Origin of the sequence: Kitasatospora sp. NPDC096147 (genome assembly GCF_044763225.1) — a bacterium.
Taxonomy (GTDB): Bacteria; Actinomycetota; Actinomycetes; order Streptomycetales; family Streptomycetaceae; genus Kitasatospora.
Genome location: NZ_JBIWFX010000014.1, coordinates 150,232 through 169,870, shown reverse-complemented (window position 1 = coordinate 169,870; position 19,639 = coordinate 150,232). Strand labels below are relative to the sequence as shown.

Annotated in this window: 18 protein-coding genes; 4 read left to right on the top strand and 14 right to left on the bottom strand. The window is 73.4% G+C overall.

Annotated elements, in window-relative coordinates; all coding sequences use genetic code 11:
• Positions 1-54: 54 nt before the first annotated feature.
• Positions 55-1,173 (top strand): phosphoserine transaminase, encoded by a 1,119-nt coding sequence (serC, locus tag ACIRBX_RS31980; RefSeq protein ID WP_402302419.1) that lies wholly within the window; start codon positions 55-57, stop codon positions 1,171-1,173.
• A gap of 234 nt (positions 1,174-1,407) precedes the next feature.
• On the opposite strand, the gene ACIRBX_RS31975 is transcribed toward serC, so the two are convergent.
• Positions 1,408-2,355, bottom strand: a complete 948-nt coding sequence (locus ACIRBX_RS31975; RefSeq protein WP_402302417.1) for an AraC family transcriptional regulator — start codon at positions 2,353-2,355, stop codon at positions 1,408-1,410.
• Positions 2,356-2,424: 69 nt separating this feature from the next.
• Between ACIRBX_RS31975 and ACIRBX_RS31970 the strand changes: the two genes are divergently transcribed.
• A complete protein-coding gene (locus ACIRBX_RS31970; RefSeq protein WP_402302414.1) occupies positions 2,425-4,176 on the top strand; it encodes a beta-galactosidase family protein in 1,752 nt (583 codons plus the stop codon).
• A 168-nt stretch (positions 4,177-4,344) separates the two neighbouring features.
• Here ACIRBX_RS31970 and ACIRBX_RS31965 read toward each other — a convergent pair whose 3' ends face one another.
• Together ACIRBX_RS31965 and thpR are read right to left on the bottom strand one after the other, a co-directional pair.
• Entirely contained in the window at positions 4,345-5,367 is a 1,023-nt protein-coding gene (locus ACIRBX_RS31965) for a LysR family transcriptional regulator (protein ID WP_402302412.1), read from the bottom strand.
• Between the two features lie 44 nt (positions 5,368-5,411).
• The gene (thpR, locus tag ACIRBX_RS31960) at positions 5,412-6,002 is read right to left on the bottom strand and encodes an RNA 2',3'-cyclic phosphodiesterase (RefSeq protein ID WP_402302411.1); all 591 of its coding nucleotides are present in this window, start codon (positions 6,000-6,002) and stop codon (positions 5,412-5,414) included.
• 47 nt (positions 6,003-6,049) lie between these two features.
• Between thpR and ACIRBX_RS31955 the strand changes: the two genes are divergently transcribed.
• Positions 6,050-6,568, top strand: a complete 519-nt coding sequence (locus ACIRBX_RS31955; RefSeq protein WP_402302408.1) for a GNAT family N-acetyltransferase — start codon at positions 6,050-6,052, stop codon at positions 6,566-6,568.
• Positions 6,569-6,694: 126 nt separating this feature from the next.
• On the opposite strand, the gene ACIRBX_RS31950 is transcribed toward ACIRBX_RS31955, so the two are convergent.
• On the bottom strand, positions 6,695-8,203 hold the full coding sequence (locus tag ACIRBX_RS31950) for an MFS transporter (protein ID WP_402302405.1): 1,509 nt from the start codon (positions 8,201-8,203) through the stop codon (positions 6,695-6,697).
• 133 nt (positions 8,204-8,336) lie between these two features.
• On the bottom strand, positions 8,337-8,771 hold the full coding sequence (locus ACIRBX_RS31945) for a MarR family winged helix-turn-helix transcriptional regulator (RefSeq protein ID WP_402302403.1): 435 nt from the start codon (positions 8,769-8,771) through the stop codon (positions 8,337-8,339).
• A gap of 389 nt (positions 8,772-9,160) precedes the next feature.
• Here ACIRBX_RS31945 and ACIRBX_RS31940 point away from each other — a divergent pair, with 389 nt between their 5' ends.
• Positions 9,161-9,901, top strand: coding sequence for an MHYT domain-containing protein (locus ACIRBX_RS31940; RefSeq protein ID WP_402302401.1), 741 nt, complete (start codon positions 9,161-9,163; stop codon positions 9,899-9,901).
• A 140-nt stretch (positions 9,902-10,041) separates the two neighbouring features.
• On the opposite strand, the gene ACIRBX_RS31935 is transcribed toward ACIRBX_RS31940, so the two are convergent.
• From ACIRBX_RS31935 to ACIRBX_RS31895, 9 genes are all read right to left on the bottom strand, one after another.
• Positions 10,042-11,727: a hydrogenase maturation protein gene (locus tag ACIRBX_RS31935; RefSeq protein WP_402302400.1), complete on the bottom strand. Its 1,686-nt coding sequence runs from the start codon at positions 11,725-11,727 to the stop codon at positions 10,042-10,044.
• A gap of 134 nt (positions 11,728-11,861) precedes the next feature.
• A complete protein-coding gene (locus ACIRBX_RS31930) occupies positions 11,862-13,226 on the bottom strand; it encodes a cation:proton antiporter (protein ID WP_402302399.1) in 1,365 nt (454 codons plus the stop codon).
• Positions 13,227-13,476: 250 nt separating this feature from the next.
• Positions 13,477-14,739: a glycosyltransferase family 4 protein gene (locus tag ACIRBX_RS31925; RefSeq protein WP_402302397.1), complete on the bottom strand. Its 1,263-nt coding sequence runs from the start codon at positions 14,737-14,739 to the stop codon at positions 13,477-13,479.
• The gene (locus tag ACIRBX_RS31920) at positions 14,736-15,950 is read right to left on the bottom strand and encodes a PP2C family protein-serine/threonine phosphatase (protein WP_402302394.1); all 1,215 of its coding nucleotides are present in this window, start codon (positions 15,948-15,950) and stop codon (positions 14,736-14,738) included. Before ACIRBX_RS31920 ends, ACIRBX_RS31925 begins: the two co-directional genes overlap by 4 nt.
• Positions 15,850-16,437, bottom strand: a complete 588-nt coding sequence (locus ACIRBX_RS31915; RefSeq protein WP_402302393.1) for an ATP-binding protein — start codon at positions 16,435-16,437, stop codon at positions 15,850-15,852. The genes ACIRBX_RS31920 and ACIRBX_RS31915 overlap by 101 nt, the downstream gene beginning before the upstream one ends.
• 7 nt (positions 16,438-16,444) lie before the next feature.
• On the bottom strand, positions 16,445-16,765 hold the full coding sequence (locus tag ACIRBX_RS31910; RefSeq protein ID WP_402302390.1) for an STAS domain-containing protein: 321 nt from the start codon (positions 16,763-16,765) through the stop codon (positions 16,445-16,447).
• Positions 16,762-17,136, bottom strand: a complete 375-nt coding sequence (locus ACIRBX_RS31905) for an STAS domain-containing protein (protein ID WP_402302389.1) — start codon at positions 17,134-17,136, stop codon at positions 16,762-16,764. Before ACIRBX_RS31905 ends, ACIRBX_RS31910 begins: the two co-directional genes overlap by 4 nt.
• A gap of 222 nt (positions 17,137-17,358) precedes the next feature.
• Positions 17,359-18,549: a low temperature requirement protein A gene (locus tag ACIRBX_RS31900; protein WP_402302387.1), complete on the bottom strand. Its 1,191-nt coding sequence runs from the start codon at positions 18,547-18,549 to the stop codon at positions 17,359-17,361.
• Complete coding sequence (locus tag ACIRBX_RS31895; RefSeq protein ID WP_402302384.1) at positions 18,546-19,601, bottom strand: aldo/keto reductase; 1,056 nt, start codon at positions 19,599-19,601, stop codon at positions 18,546-18,548. Before ACIRBX_RS31895 ends, ACIRBX_RS31900 begins: the two co-directional genes overlap by 4 nt.
• Positions 19,602-19,639: the final 38 nt, after the last annotated feature.

The window sequence follows — 19,639 nt, the reverse complement described above, 5'->3', positions numbered from 1 at the left end:
TCAGCGGGCGGACGTGGGTGCCCAGTTGGTGGGCACGGGCAGTAGGCTGCGGCCGTGGCTCAGATCCAGATCCCCGCTGACATCAAGCCCGCCGACGGCCGTTTCGGCTGCGGCCCTTCGAAGGTGCGGCCCGAGGCCCTGAAGGCCCTCGCCGACACCGGTACCTCCCTGCTCGGCACCTCCCACCGGCAGGCGCCGGTGAAGAACGTGGTGAAGCGCGTCCGCGAGGGCGTCTCCTCCCTGTTCTCCCTCCCCGAGGGCTACCAGGTCGTGCTGGGCAACGGCGGCTCCACCGCCTTCTGGGACATCGCCGCCTTCGGGCTGGTGCGCGAGAAGTCCCAACACCTCAACTTCGGTGAGTTCTCCAGCAAGTTCGCGTCCTCCGTCAAGGCCGCGCCCTGGCTGGCCGACCCCTCGGTGATCAAGACGGAGCCGGGCACCCACCCGCTCCCGGTCGCCGAGGCCGGCGTGGACGTCTACGCGCTCACCCACAACGAGACCTCCACCGGCGTGGCGATGCCGATCGCCCGCCCCTCGGGCGCGGACGCGGGCTCGCTGGTGCTGGTGGACGCGACCTCGGGCGCCGGCGGCCTGCCGGTGGACATCACCGAGACCGACGTCTACTACTTCGCGCCGCAGAAGTCCTTCGCCTCCGAGGGCGGCCTCTGGCTGGCCACCTTCTCGCCGGCCGCCCTGGAGCGCGCCGCCGAGATCGCCGGCTCCGGCCGGTACATCCCGCCGTTCTTCGACCTGCCGACCGCGATCGACAACTCCTCGAAGGACCAGACCTACAACACCCCCTCGATCGCCACCCTCTTCCTGCTGGCCGACCAGCTGGAGTGGATCAACGGTCAGGGCGGTCTGGACTGGGCGACCGCCCGCACCGCCGACTCGGCCTCCCGGCTGTACGGCTGGGCCGAGAAGTCCTCCTTCGCCACGCCGTTCGTGGCGAAGGCCGAGGAGCGCTCGCAGGTCGTCGGCACCATCGACTTCGACGACTCGATCGACGCCGCCGAGGTCGCCAAGGCCCTGCGCGCCAACGGCATCGTGGACACCGAGCCCTACCGCAAGCTGGGCCGCAACCAGCTGCGGGTGGCGATGTTCCCGGCGATCGACCCGGCTGACGTCGAGGCGCTCACCGCCTGCATCGACCACGTGGTCGGTCAGCTCTAGTCACCGCGAGACGTCGAAGACCCCCGGGGCGGTGCTCCGGGGGTCTTCGCGTTCGGGGCGGCTGCCGGACGGGTGCGCGCCGGGCGGGCCGGGCAGGACGGGCGCGCCAGGCAGGGCCGGGCAGGCCGGCCGCTCAGCGCCGCAGCAGGGCGCTCACGATCACCACGGCCAGCAGCAGCGCCAGCGCGCCGCTCACGATTCGCATTCGGGTCTTGGGGTCCACGGTCATCGAGGTTACCCGGTGGCCCGCCCCGTCTCCGCGCTGGCCCGGCCGGGGCCGTACGGCCCGGTGGGCTCCCCGGCCGGCTCGGCCCGGCCGACCTCGCACAGCTGCCCGTCGCCCCGGTACTGCCCGGCCCGCCAGGCCGACGGGGCCACCCCGACCCGCCGGGTGAAGATCCGGGTGAAGTAGGCCGGGTCCTGGTAGCCGACCCGGCGGGCCACCGCCGCGACCGGGAGTTCACCGGCCGCGAGCAGCTGCTTGGCCTCGTTCAGACGGACCGTCAGCAGGTACTCCTTGGGCCCGGCCACCCCCACCGAGCGCACCGCGCGGCGCAGTTCCGCCACCGTCAGCCCGGCCCGGCGGGCGTGCTGCTCGATCGACAGCGGCAGACAGGCGTCCCGGCGGAGCACCTCCAGCACCGGCTCCCCGGCCCGGTCCACGTCGGCCCGGTGGCGGCGCAGCTCGACCAGCAGCTCGTGCACCCCGGCCGAGCTCTCCACGTCCACCAGCGGGCCGCCCCGGCGGCAGGCCGAGGCGATCCTGGCCACCACCCGCTGGACCGGCTCGGCGGCGGTCAGCGGGGTGAGCCGCAGCGGCGGCAGCAGGCCGAGCTCGGCGTAGCCGGCCAGGCCGGGGCCGGTGAAGTCGACGAAGGACTCGGACCAGCCCTCCGGGTCCGGCGCGTAGTGGTGCGGCTCTCCGGGGCGCAGCCAGAGCACCGCCGGGGCGCTCACCGGATGACGCACGCCGTCCGGGCTCTCGTACCACCCCCGGCCGCCGGTGATCACCACCGCCACCCAGTGGTCCAGGGTGCGCGGCCCGACCGTGGGCAGCCGCCCGCGCTGCATGCCCACCCCGAGGCAGGCCAGCCCGGTGGCCAGCTGGGCCGGGCCGGGCGTCAGGTACCGCCACCACCGCTCCACCGTCACCTCCAGGGCCGCTCCGACCTCCGCCGACACCGACAGTCCAACACAACCCGGGGTTTTGTCCATGGCCCTGACGTGCCGTGATGCAGCAGGCTAGGGGCCATGCTCACCTACGACTCCACCGGTTTCCGGCTCGACGGCAGCCCGCTGCGCGTCCTCTCCGGCGCCGTGCACTACTTCCGCACCCGCCCCGAGCAGTGGCCGGCCCGGCTGGCCGCGCTGCGCGCGATGGGCCTGAACACGGTCGAGACGTACGTCCCGTGGAACCTGCACGAGCCCCGGCCGGGCGCGTTCCAGCGGCTGGACGAGCTGCCCGCCTTCCTGGACGAGGCGGCCCGGCAGGGCCTCTGGGCGATCGTCCGCCCCGGCCCGTACATCTGCGCGGAGTGGGACAACGGCGGGCTGCCCGGCTGGCTGACCGCCCGCGTCGGCCGCCGGGCCCGGACCTCCGACCCGGAGTACCTGGCCGCCGTGGACGCCTTCTTCGACGCGCTGCTGCCCGCCGTGGCGGAGCGTCAGACCACTCGGGGCGGAAACGTCCTGATGGTCCAGGTGGAGAACGAGTACGGCTCCTACGGCAGCGACGCGGCGTACCTGCGCCACCTGGCCGACGGCCTGACGGCCCGGGGCATCGACGTCCCGCTGTTCACCTCGGACGGCCCCGAGGACCACATGCTCACCGGCGGCACCCTGCCGGGCGTGCTGGCCACGGTGAACTTCGGCTCCGACCCGGAGGGCGCCTTCGAGGTGCTGCAGCGGCACCGGCCGCAGGACCCGCCGTTCTGCATGGAGTACTGGAACGGCTGGTTCGACCACTGGGGCAAGCCGCACCACACCCGGGACGCGGCCGACGCCGCCGACACCCTGCGCCGCATCCTGGCGGCCGGCGGCTCGGTCAACCTCTACATGGCGCACGGCGGTTCGAACTTCGGCACCGGCGCGGGCGCCAACCACGCCGACCCGCCGTTCAACTCCACCGAGTGGACCGACTCGCCGTACCAGCCGGTGACCACCTCCTACGACTACGACGCCCCGCTGGACGAGCGCGGCGCCCCCGCCGCCAAGTACCCGCTGTTCGCCGAGGTGCTGGCCGAGTTCGCCGCCGCCCACCCCGAGCAGGCCCGCTTCCTCGGCCCGGCACTGGCGTACGAGCTGCCGCCGGTGCTGGCCCCGCGCACGGTGGCGCTGACCGGACGGGCGGCGATCCCGTTCGGCCCGGCCGCCGAGCACCCGGTGCCGCCGAGCTTCGAGGAGCTCGGGCTGGAGCACGGGGTGGTCAGCTACGCCTTCCGGATGCCCGAGGGACGGCCCGAACTCCCGCTCACCGTCGAGGGCCTGCACGACCGGGCGGAGCTGCGGGTGGACGGCAAGCGGGTGGCCGAGCTGCACCGGGGCGCCGAGACCGAGCCGGTCGCGGTGCCGGGCGGGGTGACGCTGGAGCTGCTGGTGAGCTCGCTCGGCCGGGTCAACTACGGCCCGCAGACCGGGGATTCGAAGGGCATCACGGGCGGGGTACGGCACGAGCGGCAGTACCTGCACGGCTGCACGGTGGCCGCCTTCGACGTCCAGGCCCCGCTGCCGGAGCTCGCGTTCACGGGCGAGGGCCCGTTCGCCCGGGGCGCGTTCGACCTGGACGCCACCGGCGACGGCTGGCTGGCCGTCCCGGGCGGCCGGCACGGCTACCTCTGGGTGAACGGCTTCCTGCTCGGCCGCTACGACGCGCGCGGCCCGCAGACGGCGCTGTTCTGCCCGCAGCCGCTGCTGCGGGAGGGCGCCAACGAGCTGGTGCTGCTCGAACTCGGCGACGGCGCACCGGAGTCGATCGAGCTGCTGGACGCCCCGGCGCTGGGCTGACGGCCCCCACCTCCGCCACCGGGCGGGGAGGCTCGCCACCGGCCGCCACGCCGGCCCCTCCTCGCCCGATGCCCGATGCCCGATGCCCGGCGGCTGCCGTACGCCGTGGGCTGAGTGAGGGGCGGCGCAGCGCCCGGCACGGCGCAGCACCCGGCACGGAGCGCCCGTTCAGCCCCGGGCCACCGCTCCCGGCCCGGGCGGCACCCCGGGCCGGGGTTCGGGGCAGGGCTGGGGCCGCAGCTCGCGCTCGGCGGCCCGGCGGACCCGCCAGGCGGTGTAGGACGGGCTGCGGCCGGCCGCCTCGGCGTGCGCCTGGCGGGCGTACTCGGTGACCTCGGCGGCGGTGGCCGCCTCCGGGGACTCCGGGTGCCAGCCCAGCAGGTGACGCCAGACCAGCGGATCACCGGCCAGCGGCACCGTCACCACCCCGGCGGTCGGCGGGAAGGTGGCCCGGGCCAGGCCGACCGCCCGGCCGACCTGCACCAGGTGGACGCAGGAGGCGGTGTCGGTCTCGTACATCGCCTCCGGGGTGAAGCCGGCCCGGCTGCAGGCGGCCGAGAAGCAGTCGGCGAAGCAGCCCTCCCCCGGCACCACCGCCCACTGCTCCGGCGCCAGCTCCGCCAGCCCCAACTCCGGCCGCCCGGCGAGCGGATGGCGCTCCCCCAGCATGGCGAACACCGGGTCGGTGCCCACCTCCCGCCAGGCCAGCTGGGCCGCCCCCGCCGGACGGCTCTGCCCGCACACCCCGACCAGTGCGAAGTCCAGCCGCCCGCCCGCCACCCGACCGGTCAGCTCCTGGGTCGACCAGGAGGTCGCGGTGGTCACCGCCGCCCCCGGGTACTCGGCCACCAGCCGGTCCACCAGTGCCCCGAGCAGCGGCCCGTGGGTGGCGCCCAGCCGGAACCGGCGGCGTCCACCGTGCGCATGGGCGAACCGGACCGCCGCCTCCTGGAGCTCCTGGGCGGCCGGCAGCAGCACCCGGGCCCGGTCCAGCACCAGCTCACCGAGCGGGGTCGGCAGCACCCCGGTCCGCCCGCGCTCGAACAGTGCCCCGCCCAACAGGCGCTCTATCCGCTTGAGTTGGGTGCTCAGCGCGGGCTGCGCCAGCCCCAGGGCGACCGACGCCTTGGTCAGGCTGCCCGCCTCGGCGATGGCCCGGACTGTCCGCAGGTGGCGCAGCTCCAACTCCATGGCCACGAACGTACGGGCGCAGACGGTTTCTCCACAAGAGAGAGTCACCGGCTCCAGTTGGCCAGTTCCCATCGGTGCAGCACCGTGTACCGGGCCGGACCGAAGTCCAACTCGCTGCGCATCAGGCAGAGTTCGGAGGCCTGCCAGTCCGCACCCCGGAAGCCCTCCAGCCCGGCGGCCAGACCCCGGAGGTCGCCCGCGTCGGTCCGGCGGGCCGCCCGGCGGCGGCCGTGCGAGGAGCCGGCCCGCGCCAGGGTCAGATGCGGATGGAAGGCGAACTGGTCACTCTCTCCGGCGAGTTGACCGACCGCGTCACGGACTCCCTCGGCCAGCCGGCGCAGCGCCCAGACCTCACCGTCCACCCCCGCCCACAGCACCCGGTCGCCGAAGCACCCGCCCCCGGCCAGCCGCAGCCGGTGCGCCCCGTGCTCCTGCGCCACCCGTCCCAGTGCCGCCTCCAGCTCCGGCAGCCCGGTGACGGGTACCTCCCCCAGGAAGGCCAGCGTGAGGTGCCATCCGGCCACCTCGCTCCACCGCAACCGCTCGGCCTCCGGTGCCGCACGCAACGGCGCCACCGCGTCCACCAGTTCCTGCACCGCCGCCACCGGCGGGTTCACCGCCACGAAGAGCCTCATGGATCCATGATCCACGCTCCCGGCGGGGCTTTGATAGAACGTCATCCATGGAGATGCGTACCGGAACCACCGCCGACGCCCCGGCGATCGTCGCCCTGCTCGACCGCACCATGGCCTGGCTGACCGCCCAGGGGCGGACCGGGCAGTGGGGCGACCAGCCGTGGAGCGCGCGACCGGAGCTGGTGGAGCGGATCGACCGCTACCTGGGCACCATGCACGCCCGGGTGGCGGTCGGCGAGGGCGGGGAGCTGCTGGGCGTCTGCGTGCTGAACGAGGAGGGGCCGGACTACGCACGGCCCGCCCCCGGGCCGGAGCTGTACCTGCGGTTCCTCGCCACCGAGCGGTCCGCGAGCGGCAGCGGGGTCGGCGCGGCCCTGGTGGCCGACGCGGTCGCCGAGACCCGGCGGCGGGGGCTGCCGGTCCTGCGGGTGGACTGCTTCGGCGGCGACGACCGGCGGCTGGTGGGCCAGTACCTCAAGCTCGGCTTCACCCCGTGCGGGACCTTCGGGGTCGAGCGGGCCGACGGCAGCACCTGGCCCGGCCAGTTCCTGGAGATCAGGCTCTGACCGGGCCGGCCGCCGGGATCGGCGAGCGGGCGCCGACCTCACGGACCAGCGAGCGGCCGCCGACTCCCGGGACCAGCGAACGACCGCCGGCCGCCGGGATCAGCAGGCGGCCGCCGACTCCCGGGATCAGCAGGCGGTCGCCAACTCCCGCACCCGCACCGGGGTGCGCGGCACCAGCGCGACCACCCGGCTGCCCCGGTGCAGGTCCAGGCGGACCTTGAGGTCGGCGACCCGGGCCAGCACCAGGCCGACCGTCACGGCCGCCGCGGCGGAGACCAGGCCACAGGCCAGCAGCCCCACCCGGGGACCGTAGGCGGCGGTGACCCAGCCGACCACCGGGGCGCCGAGCGGCGTGCCGCCGGTCATCACCAGCACCAGCAGGCCCGACACCCGCCCCCGCAGGGCGGGGTCGGTGGCCAGCTGGACGGCCGAGTTGACCGAGGTGTTGAAGGTCAGGCCGAACATCCCGATCACCGTCAGCAGGGCGGCGAAGCTCCAGTAGCCGGGCGCGAAGGCGGCCAGCACCTGGAGCGCGCCGAAGGCCAGCGCCGCGCCGACCAGCCGCCGCAGGCGCGGTGCCCCGCGCCGGGCGGCGATCAGCGCACCGGCCAGTGAGCCGACGGCCATCGCGGTGTTCAGCAGACCGTACTGACCGGCCCCGACGTGGAAGGTGTCGTGGGCGAATCCGGCCAGCAGGGTCGGGAAGTTGAAGCCGAAGGTGCCGATGAAGCCGGCCAGCACCATCGGCCAGAGCAGCTCGGGGCGCTCCTTCACGTACCGGAGCCCCTCGCGGAGCTGCCCCTTCTCCCGGGGCCTCGGCTCGATCGGGCGCAGCTCGCTCGCGCGCATCGCCAGCAGCCCGCCGATCACCGCCACGAAGGAGAGCGCGTTGACCGCGAAGGCCCAGCCGCTGCCCACCGCCGCGATCAGCAGACCGGCGACGGCCGGGCCGACCAGCCGGGCGGTCTGGAAGTTGGCCGCGTTCAGGCTGACCGCGTTGGCCAGGTCCTTGGCCGGCACCATCTCGCTGACGAACGCCTGCCGGGTCGGGTTGTCGACCACCGTCACCAGGCCGAGCAGCAGCGCGAAGACGTACACGAAGCCGGCGGTGGCGGCCCCGGTGACCGTGAGCACCGCGAGGCCGGCGGCCAGCAGGCCCATCACACCCTGGGTGGCGATCAGCAGCCGGCGCTTGGGCAGGCGGTCGGCCAGCACGCCGCCCCAGAGGCCGAGCAGCAGCATCGGGAGGAACTGCATCGCGGTGGTGATGCCGACCGCGAGCGGGCTGCCGGTGAGGCTGAGCACCAGCCAGTCCTGGGCGATCCGCTGCATCCAGGTGCCGGTGTTGCTGACGACCTGTCCGGCGAAGTAGTAGCGGTAGTTGCGGATCCGCAGCGAGGAGAACATCCCGCCGGGCCGGGTGAAGCGGGCCCCGGTGGGGCCGTCCCCGCGGGGCGGGGCGGATGCGGCGGGGAGCTCCGCCGCGGTGCGTTCGTCGGGGTCGTCGTCGCCGGTGCCCGGCAGGCCCACGGGGGCGGGCTCGGGGCTCTCGACGGCGGCAGCGCCGGGCGCTGCGGTCTCGGTGGTGGAGTCGTCGGTACGGATGGCGGCGCTGACGGCGGCCGGCGGTGTCAAGGTGGGCTCCCCTCCTGGCGCGACCGTGGTGGTTCCCCGGGTCGCGCTGCTGGTGTGTCGTATCGGTCCTGCGGTGATGTGGTGCTCCCTCTGTCGATGCCTCGGATGCGCTGACGGGTCGTCGGGTCGGGTCCTACAGGTGGGCCAGCTTGTAGAGGACCGGAGCGGCCTCCTTCAGCTGCGTCCACTCCTCCTCGGTCAGTCCTTCGGCCAGTTCGGCCAGCCAGACGTTCCGGCGGCGGCGGCTCTCGTCGAGGATGGCCTCGGCCTCCTCGGTGGAGCTGACCACCACCTGCCGGCGGTCCTCGGGGTGCGGCTCGCGCCGTACCAACCCCTTCTCCTCCAGCATCGCGATGATCCTGGTCATCGACGGCGGCTGGACGTGTTCCTTCCTGGCGAGCTCGCCAGGCGTGGCCTTGCCACACCGGGCCAGGGTGCCGAGCACCCCGATCTCGGTGGGGCTCAGCGACTCCTCGACCCGCTGGTGTCGCAACCGGCGGGCAAGGCGCATCGCGGCCGACCTGAGCTGACTCACGGCAGCGAGGTCGTCCTCGGACATCTCGGGCATGTTCTTAGCCTATCTCATTACTCTCCCTAACAAAAATCACTTTCCCCACCCGGGGTCGCTGTCGGGCCCGAGGACGGCGCCGACGGAGTGCGAAGCGGGGCCGGAGGGACCAGAGGGACCGGAACGGAGGACGGGAGCGGCGGAAGGGGAGCGGGAGCGGCGCGGACTGCCGCCCCGAACCGCCCGACCCGATCAGCCCTCTCCGGCCGACGGGGCGTCAGGAAGCCTGGACATCCCGTCAGGGGTTGGTGACCACTCCTTGTCGCACCCGTGAAGGACCCACGCTGGCCTGGTACTTCACAGAAAACACCGTGGTTGCCCACGTTCCGCCGGGGGTGGTTGGGTCGGTGCACTGTTGTCAGGAACACAGCATGCCTAGGAGACACTTCTTGGGGCACATCGACCACACCGTCCACGGCTGGATCACCCCGGCGATCTCCTACCTGGCCGCCTGCCTGGGCGCCCTGCTCGCACTCCGCTCCACCCGCTGGGCCCTGCTCACCGAGGGGCGCACCCGGCGGAACTGGCTGTTCTTCGCCTCGGTCTCGCTCGGCCTCGGCATCTGGAGCATGCACTTCATCGCCATGCTCGGCTTCGCCGTCCGGGGCGCCGAGATCAGGTACAACGTGCCGCTCACCGTGGTCAGCCTGGTGGTCGCCATCGTGGTGGTCGGGGTCGGCATCTTCACCGTCGGCCACAGCCGCCGCAGCCCGCGCGCCGCGCTGCTGGCCGGCGGGGTGGCCACCGGGCTCGGGGTGGCGGCCATGCACTACCTGGGGATGGCCGCGATGCGGATCAACGGGGCGCTGGTCTACGACCGCGCGACGGTGGCCGTCTCGGTCGGCATCGCGGTGTTCGCGGCCACCGCCGCGCTCTGGGCGGCGCTCAATGTCCGGGCCACCGGGGCGGTGCTGGTCGCGGCGCCGGTGATGGGGGTGGCGGTCTGCGCGATGCACTACACCGGCATGGCCGCCGTCCAGGTCGAGCTCTCCGGCGTCCGCACCACCCCGCCGGGGGTGGTGGCCCTCCAGTTCGTCTTCCCGCTCGCGGTCGGCCTCGGCTGCTACGTCTTCTCCAGCGCCCTCGCCTTCGCCGTCGCCCCGGACAAGGTCACGGTCCGTCCGGCCTGACCGGGCGCACGGAGGTGCCCCGCCGGGACGTGCGGCCCCCGCCGATGTCCACCGGCAACCGGCACCGGCATCAGCACCGGCAACCGACCGCGCATCAGTCGGTTGCCGGTGCCGTCCGTTCCCCCGCGCGGCCCCGGGGCTCAGCCCCGGAGGTGGGCCGGGGTCTCGGTCGGGCAGGTCTTGTGCACGAAGGCGCGGCGGAGGGGGTGGTAGGGCTCGCCGGGGTCGAGGAAGTTGTGCCGCATCCGGGTCAACTCCTCGGCCCGGTAGGCCGCCAGCGGCTTGACGCACTCGTCGGCGGCGCGGCGCCGCTTCTTCTGCGTCAGCCACGCCCCCATCTCCGCCGAGCGGGCCAGCTCCTCGGCCTCCCCGGCGACCCAGCGGCGGAAGCCGGCCGCATCGCCCCCGGCCACCCGGTCCACCAGACCGAGGCCGAGCGCCTCCCGGGCACCGAGCGGAAGGGCGGCCGAGGTGAGCCGCCCCGCCTGCTCCACGCCGACCCGCCTGGGCAGGGTGTAGGTCCAGTACTCGGAGCCGTACAGGCCCATCAGCCGGTAGTGCGGATTGAGCACCGAGGAGGCCCGGCACCAGACCTCGTCCGCCGCGAGGGCCAGCATCAGGCCGCCGGCCGCCGCGTTCCCGGCCAGCGCCGAGACCACGTAGGTGTCGGTGGTGGTGAGGATCGCCTCGACCAGGTCGTCCATCGCGTTGATGTTGGCCCAGGACTCGGCGGCCGGGTCGGCGGCGGCCTCGATCACGTTGAGGTGGATGCCGTTGGAGAAGAAGTCCCGGGGCGGCCCGAGCACCAGCACGGGGACCGGCCGGGCCGCCGCCGCGCGGTAGGCGCGGAGCAGACGGCGGCACTGGGCGGTGCTCATCGCCCCGCCGGGGAAGGCGAACTCCAGGTACCCGACCTCGCCGTGCTCGCGGTAGCGGATCTCCGACCAGGTCTCCCGGTGGGCCGCCTCCTGCGGGGAGACCGGCACTTCGGGCACCCCGGCCAGGGTGAGCTGAGGGCCCAGCACGGTGGCGGCGGGCAGCTTGTAGGTGGCCGGGCCGCCGGGTGTCCGACGGGGCCTCAACTGCGGTATCCAGACCGCCCCGTCCACCGTGGCCCGGCAGATCGCGCCGTCCCGGCTGGCGATCAGCTCGCCGGGCCGGCCGCGCAGCCGGTCCTCGGCGCAGCCGCCGTGCAGGTAGTACGCGCGGCCGTACAGCTCGTCCAGCACGCCCGGCTGGCTGTCCGCCGCCCGGAGCCTGCGCAGCACCGTCGCGGTGGAGTCCACCGCCCAGTCGATCCGGCGGAACTCCTGGGCATGGTACGGGCGTTCGCGGCCGAGCCGGCCGGCTGCCAGGTCGGGCGCGTACCAGCCGCCGGCGAACCGCTCGACCGCCTGGAGCACCGCCTCGACGGCGGCGTCGGCCACCTCGTTGCGGTAGGTCTCGCTCTTGCCGCCGGCCCGGACCGGGAACGGGACGCTGGCCCAGACCGGCCCGGCGTCCAGCTCGGCCACCGCCTGGAGCACCGTCACGCCCCACTCGGCCGCGCCGTCGTGGATCGCCCAGTCCAGCGAGGACGGGCCCCGGTCGCCGGCCGGGCCGGGGTGCACGATCAGGACGGGGTGGCTCCGCCAGACGTCCTCGGGGACCTTCCGGGTGAGCATCGGCGCGACGATCAGGTCGGGCCGGAACCGGGCCGCTCCGGCCCTCAGGGCATCGTCGCCCAGGGCGAGTTCGACCCCGACGTGGTGGCCGCGCTCGCGCAGCTCCACGTGGACCCGCTGGGTCAGACTGTTGAAAGCGCTGGCGACCAGCAGTACGCGCAAGGTGCCCTCCGACGGCGTGTTCTGTTCGGTGCCCCCCGTGGACAGGGGCCATCCAAACACCGCCATGCACACGCCAGAAGGACCACCGCACGACCCTCACCGACCCTGCGCCGGGCCCCGACCAAACCTCCTGATCAGCCCGCCGCCCGGCGCTCCAGCAGCCGGTACGCCGGAGCGGTGGCCGCCGTGGTGAGCACCGCCATCAGCACCAGCACGGTCGCCCCGAGGTCGTTCACCAGCCCGGCCTGGTGGCCGATGGTGATCACCACCAGTTCGGTGACGCCCCGGCAGTTCATCAGCACCCCGAGCCGCAGGCCGTCGCCGGCCGGCACTCCGGCCACCGAGGTGCCGAGCACCGCCCCGAGCAGCTTGCCGCCGACCGCCACCGCGAGCACCGCGAGCAGCAGCAGCCAGCCGCCCGGGTCGCCGAGCACCGCCCCGGCCGAGGTCCGCAGCCCGACTCCGACGAAGAACAGCGGCAGCAGCACCGCCGAGGTGAAGCCCTCCAGCTGTCCGCAGATCCGCCGCACCGCCGGGTGCCCACCCGGGGTGGCCGCGCCGAACAGCAGCGCGCCGACCACCGGGTGCAGCCCGAACCACTGGGTGAGCGCCGCCAGCGCGAGCAGGCCGGCCAGCAGTCCGGCCAGCAACTGGCCGGTGCGGGAGGAGGGTTCGCGCTCGGCCCAGTCGACCAGGGCGGCCAGTGCGGGGCGCAGCCCGTAGTGCACGGCCGGCAGCAGGGCGAGCAGGGCGGCCACCGTGAGGGCGGCCCCCTGGGCCGGGCCGCCGCCGAGCACCGCGAGCAGCACGGTGAGCGCGCCCCAGCCGATGGCGTCACCCAACGCGGCTGCGCCGAGCGCGAGTTGACCGTGCGGGTGGTCGGTGAGGCGGAGCTCGGCGAGGATCCGGGCCAGCACCGGCAGGGCGGTGACGGAGAGGGCCAGGCCCAGGAAGAGCGTCTCGGCGGCCGAGCGGGTGCCGTCGGCCAGCCGATCGCCGAGCAGCAGGGCCAGGCCCACCCCACCGAGGAAGGGCAGCAGCAGGCTGCCCACGCCGAGGCCGAGCAGGGCGCCGCCCCGGACCCTGAGCTCCTCGGGGCGGATCCGGCAGCCGACCAGGAACATGAAGACCACCAGCCCCAGATCGGCGGCCGAGCCCAAGCCCTGCCGGACCGGGGCGGTGAACAGCCACTGCTGGCCGGCCGGCCAGAGCAGGCCGAGCGCGGACGGACCGAGCAGCAGCCCGCCGACCACCTCGCCGACCACCTGGGGCTGGCCGAAGCGCCGGAACAGCGCGCCGAGCAGATGGGCCGTCAGCACCACCACGGCCGCCGCGACCAGGAAGCGGGCCAGCGGATCCGTCACCCCGCCCCGACGCCAGGCCAGCACGCCGACCACCGCGAGGGCGGCGACCGCCGCCGTCCCGAGCACCGGCCGCCGGCGCGCCGTCCCGGTGGAAGCGGCGGTGGCCGCCTCCCGTTCGATCTCGCTGACGGACACCACCGGACTCCTCGGACTGCCGGGCCGCGCACCGCAGGAGGGCGCGGGAGGGGGACGCACCGCCGGGGCGGCCGGGGGCTGTCTGCCCGGTCGGAACGGCTGTGCCACCAACATGGCTCCGCCGCGTGGGCGGGCGCCGTGGAAGGGATCCTCCGGCCCGTGGGTGGGCCAGGTGGGCACGGGCTCCGGCGGCGACCGCCCGGCCCCACCCGGGAGACCGCCCCCAGAGGCGCCTCCCCGGCACCGACGATCAGAGCAGGTTGCCCTCGGGAACCACGATCCGGGGCCTGCCCTGGCTGAGCGCCTTGGCGGCCTGCCGCTCAGCGAACACCGGGCCCTCCACGGTGGCGATCCGGTAGTTCTCGGCGGTCTGCCGGGCGATCGCCTTCCAGCTGTAGTCGCGGATCACCATCTCCCGGGCCCGCTCCGCCATCTCCAGCGCGTTCGGCCGGTCGGCCAGCAGGCCGGACACCGCCTCGGCGAGCGAGCGCGGGTCGCCCGCGTTGAAGGTGGCACCGGTGCGGCCGGGGCGGATGATCTCCATCATGCCGCCGGTCGAGGCCACCGCGACGGGCGTCCCGGCGGCGGCCACCTCCAGGGCGATCATGCCGAACGGCTCGTACCGCGAGGGCAGCGCCATCACGTCACAGGCGGCGATCATGGTGGCCAGCTCGCGGTCCAGGAAGCCGGTGAACTCCACCCGGTCGGTGACGCCCAAGTCCCGGGTCAGCGACTCCAGTTCGGTCCGGTAGGGGCCGTCCCCGGCGATCATCACCCTGATCCCGGGGTGCCGGGCGGAGAGCTCCGGCACCGCCATGATCAGGTCCTGCACGCCCTTCTCGTAGACCAGCCGGCCGGCGAAGCCGACCAGCGGGCCGTCCGCGTGGTGGCGGCGGCGGAAGTTCCGCACCTGCTCCGGGTCGGTCTCCCAGCGGTGCGGCTCGACGCCGTTGGCCACCACCTCCATCCGCCGGTAAGGCACGCTCATCAGGCGGTTGACCTCCCAGGCCATGTACTGGGAGCAGACCACCAGCCGGCACGCCTCGTGCGCCAGCCACCACTCCACCGAGTGGATCGACTTGTTCATGTTCTCCGGCAGCCAGCCCTGGTGGCGGCCGGCCTCGGTGGCGTGGATGGTGGCGATCAGCGGGACGTCCAGCTGCTCCTTGAGCGTGACGGCGGCGTGCGCGACCAGCCAGTCGTGGGCGTGCACCACGTCGAACTCGTGGCCCGCCGAGGCCCGCAGGGCGGCCCGGGTGAGGGTGTGGTTGAAGGCCATCGTCCAGGCCAGGAAGCTGTCCTGGGACTCGGCGAAGAGCGGCGGGTCCTCCATCGCGTGCACCACCCGGACGCCCTCCTGCCACTCCTCCAGCGGGTGGCCGGGCGCGTACCTGGTGACCACGGTGACCTCGTGGCCCTCCCGGACCAGCGAGGTGGCCAGGGCGTGCACGTGCCGCCCCAAGCCACCCACCAGCACCGGCGGATACTCCCAGGACAGCATCAGGATCTTCATGGACCGTCTCCCCCGTCGTCTCTCGGTTCGGTGGTGCGTTGGTACTCGCCGGGACCGGCGGGGTGCCGGAGCAGACCGAGCATCGTGATGTCGTCGAACTGCTCACCCACACCGGCGTGTTCGGCCACCGCCTTGCGCATCCGCTCGATCACGGTGGCCGCCCGGCCGGGGTCGGCCAGCATGGCCAGCATCCGGCCCTCCCCCAGGAACTCGCCGGCCGGGTTGCGCGCCTCCGGCACGCCGTCGGTGTAGAGGTAGAGCAGGTCCCCCCGTCCGAGGGTGGCGAAGCCGAGGTCGAAGTGGGCGTCCCGCATCAGCCCGAGGGCCGGGCCGGTGGGCAGCAGGGAGAGCTGGTCGCCGCCGGCCCGCTGGACCACCGGGGCGTTGTGGCCGCAGTTGATGTAGATCAGCTCACCGGTCCGGGTGTCCACCACCCCGAAGAACAGGGTGGCGAAGTACGCCTGGTGCAGGTGATTGGTGGTCAGGTAGTCGTTGGTGGTGCGGACGGCGCGCAGGGCCAGCGCCGCCCCGGGGAGCGGCCGGCCGGCCGAGCCGACCGGCTCGGGGACGGTGGGCAGGCCCTCGTCGGCCACCGCCGCCTGCCGGAGCAGGCTGCGGATCAGGGCCATGAACAGCGCGGCCCCGATGCCCTTGTCGCAGACGTCCGCGATGGCGAACGCCAGGAAGTCGCCGTTGATCACGTCGTAGGCGTCGTAGAAGTCGCCGCTGACCTCCCGGGCCGGCTCGAAGTAGGCCGCGATGTCCCACTCGTCCAGCTCCGGCAGGTTCTCCGGCAGGAAGCCGCGCTGGATCTCCCGGCCGATCTGGAGCTCCCGCTCGAAGCGGCTCTCGTCCACCGCCGAGTGCATCTCGTCCAGCACGTAGGCCAGGTCGCGGTTCTGCCGGCACATGTCCAGGCGCTTGCGGACCAGGTAGGGCAGGAAGGGCTCGGCCAGGTAGTCCAGCCCCTCCTTCAGGTGCGGCTCGATCAGGCTCACGTCGCCGCTGCTGAACGCCACCACGGCCGGGGGGCGGCCGGTCCGGTGCCTGAGGACGCCGATCAGCCGGCGGACCGTCTCGACCTCCAGCGCGGCGTCCACCAGCAGCAGGTCACAGCCGGGGGTGTCCGGCCAGCGCTCCGCCAGCACCGAGGAGGGGTTCGACACCGTCGCCGGGACGCCCAGCTCCGCCAGCGTCTGCCACAGCTCCAACGCAGCCGCGCTCGGGCTGGGTTGACTGACGATCAGCGCTTTCTCGGACACTCTCGACCCGCCCATCGTATTCCGGTGCGATCCGCCGCATGGCGATCGTGGTGTGGTTCGCACCGTGCACGTACTCGTGAGACGACCTGTCCACCGCGTGGTTGACCAGGTGCAGCCCCAGCGAGCCGGGCTCGCGCTGGTGCAGGGGCAGGTCGAGACCACGCGGTGGCCGGGCCGTGAACGGGTTGAACGGTGGTGCGGTGTCCGTCAGGCGGATCGAGACCTCCGTGTCGGTGACCACCCCTTCGAGTCCGATCCGGCCCCGTCCGGAGCCGGCGTACCCGTGCACCACGATGTTGACGACCAGTTCCTCGGTCGCCAAGCGGAGCAGGTGGGCCCGGCCCGGGGTCAGCCCGGCCTCGGCCGCGAGGTCCTCCACCAGGGAGTTGACCAGCTCCAGGGAGCTGACGTCCGCCGACACGTCGATCTTCTTCATGGCATGCCTACGCCGGGATCGAGTCTGCGAAGGTGACGCTCTGGTCGAAGCCGACGAGCCGGATGGTCTGCTCCACGGCGCTGTTGACGCCCACCAGGACCACGCGCACGTCGTCGTCCATCTTCTGGCGGGTGTAGACGATCTGGCGCAGGCCCGCCGAGGAGATGTAGTCCACCTTGCTCATCTCCAGCACCAGCTCCTTGGGCCGGCCCTCGATGACCGCCTCGGCGGCCTTCTGGAAGGACGGTGCGGTGGCCGCGTCGAGGTCACCGCCGATGGTCACGACCGCCGTGGTGCCGCGGAAATCCACTGAGACGTCAAAACTCATTTGGTCCACTCCTGGTCAGTAGCCTCGGCGGCGCGTTGCCGAATGAGCATTGCGACACCGTCGGAACACCTCTCGACAATGTGGAAGAGGCGGAGGAATCCGGTCACCCGGAGCGCATTCCGAAGGTGCGAGGAGAGCCCGGCCAGGGCCACTTCGACCCCGGCCCCCTGGGCCCGCCGGTGCACCATGAGCAGCACCCGCAGACCGGCGCTGGAGATGAACGGGACCCCGGAGAGGTCCAGCAGCAGCGGCGTTCCCTGCGGCATGACGTCCACGATCCCGCTGAACACGCCCTGCGCGGATCTGGCGTCCAGGTCACCGGTCAGTTCGACGCAGGTGACGCCGTCGGCCATGCGCGTGACGACCTCCATTGCCGGGCCCCTCGGTCGAGAAATGCTCCAGATTCCCTTTCCCTTGTTATTTTCCGGGGGGCACTGACGGAGCGTCAATCAATTGTGCGCCGAGGGGAATCCACGTTCGAGTCACGGAGCGCTATCCGTCAAGTCCGCATGTCAGGTCGGCGGCGGGACGCGGAAACGCCGACGGCCGGCCCCGGGGAAGCGGGACCGGCCGTCGGCTCGGAGCGGGTACGGCTATGCGGTGGCGCGCGCCTTCCGCAGCCGCACCAGCGGCAGCGAGCGGTGCGTCTCCACGATGAACGCCTCGGCGCCGTTGACCGCGCCGAGCACCAGCACCACCACCACGGCGGTGACCAGTTGGGGCAGCAGCGGGGCCAGCCCGGACAGCACGAGCAGCGCCACCGCCCCGGAGAACCGGGGCACCGCGGCGGCGCCGAACATCCGCCAGCGGGCGTAGCAGAACCCGAGCAGGTAGAGCGCGGCCCCGGGCGCCAGCATCAACTGCGGCAGCTCGTGCGGCACCTGGGTCGGATGGGCGATCAGCTCCTCCAGTCCGACCGCCATCAGGATGATGGCGACCGCGTACAGCAGGTGGGCGTAGCTGAACACGTCGCGGACGATCCGGGCCTGCACCGGATCGCTGCCCAGGCTGTGCCGGGCCGCGGGCGCCCCGTAGTGGAAGTACGCCCACCAGAGCAGCACGATCAGCACGAAGGCCAGGCCGAGCGTGCTCAGGGTGAGCGCGTCCATCACGTGGCCGGTGATGTGGCTGCCGGCCGCGATCACCGTCTCGCCGAGCGCCATGATGACGAACAGGCCGAAGCGCTCGGGCAGGTGGGAGGTCTCGAACCGGGCCTGGTCCAGCTTCTTGCCGAGCACGGCGGTGCCCAACACCTCGATCACCGCGCCGGCCGCCCAGAGCAGGTGGCGCGGCTCGCTGTCCAGGAAGCTGCCGACCAGGAACAGCGGACCGCTGGCCAGCAGGCTGACCGAGAACGGCTCGATCCGCAGCCCGCCGAAGCTCGGCCAGCGGCGCATCCGCTGCCACAGGATCAGCCGCAGCAGCACGTAGCAGACGCCGTACAGCGGACCGCTGTCGCCGAACGCGTCCGGCACCGCCACCGCCATGCCCAGGCCGCAGGCGGCCAGCGCGAAGACCAGCAGCCGGCCGTGCACGCCGTCCAGGTTGGCACCGCTGGTGTTGCCCAGCAGCGCCGCGCCCACCCAGCCCATCCAGAGCGGCAGGAAGAGCAGGATCGCGGCGGCGGCGTCCACCGGCGAGTGCGAGTGGGCGAGCAGCACCGAGATCTGGGTGATGGCGAACACCCAGACCAGGTCGAAGAACAACTCGGCCCAGGTGACCCGCTGTTCCTGCGAGTCCGCCGCCTCGGTGGCCGCAGCGGCCCCCGTGGTCTCCGTGCTCATGCGCCGTCCCCGCCCTCGATGTGGCGGTGGGCGGCGACCTCGATGCCGTCGGTGCGGTGGCCGACCTCGCCGTAGACGAAGCCCTTCATCGACTTGATGAAGTCGGCCGGGAAGCCCAGCGGCACCTCGCTGGCCCGGTTCAGCCGGTCCACCGCCTCGTCCGGCAGCCGGACGTCGACGGCGGCCAGGTTGTCCTGGAGCTGGGAGAGCTTGCGGGCGCCCACCACCGGGTGGACGTGGCTGCCGTGCCGCAGGATCCAGGCCAGCGCCACCTGGGAGGAGGAGACGCCGAGTTCGTCCGCGACGGCGTCCACCTCCCGGGCCACCGCGAGGTCGCGGGGCGAGATGTCCCGCTGGTTCACCCGGGTGTGGCCGGTGACCTCGCCCCGGCTGAACTTGCCGGAGAGCAGCCCGCCGGAGAGCGGCGACCAGGCCGCCACCGAGACGCCCATCGCCTCCGCCATCGGCATGATCTCCCGGTCGGCGTCCCGCTTGACCAGGCTGAACGGCACCTGGACGCCCACGAAGGGGGTCCAACCACGCCATTCGGCCAGGGTGTTGGCGCGGGCCACCACCCAGCCCGGGGAGTCCGAGATGCCGATGTACTGCACCTTGCCGGCCCGGACCTGGTCGTCCAGGGCCCGCATGGTCTCCTCGATCGGCGTGGCCGGGTCCCAGATGTGCACCCAGAGCAGGTCGATCCGGTCGGTGTTCAGCCGCTTGAGGCTCTGGTCCAGCGAACGGACCAGGTTCTTGCGGTGGTTGCCCGAGGCGTTCGGGTCGGTGCCGTCATCGGTCAGGGTGTACTTGGTGGCCAGCACGAAGCGGTCGCGGTCCGCGCCGAGCAGCTCGCCGAGGATCTTCTCGCTGCTGCCCTCGGTGTACCGGTTGGCGGTGTCGATCACGTTCCCGCCGGCCTCGGCGTACGCCTCGAAGAGCTTGCGGCTCTCCTCGACGGAGGCACCGAAGCCCCAGTCCTCGCCGAAGGTCATGGTGCCGAGGAACAGCTCGGACACCCTCAGACCACTGCGTCCCAGAAGTCGGTAACGCATCTGGTAATCCCTCCCCTGCTGATGGCCCGTCGCGGCCG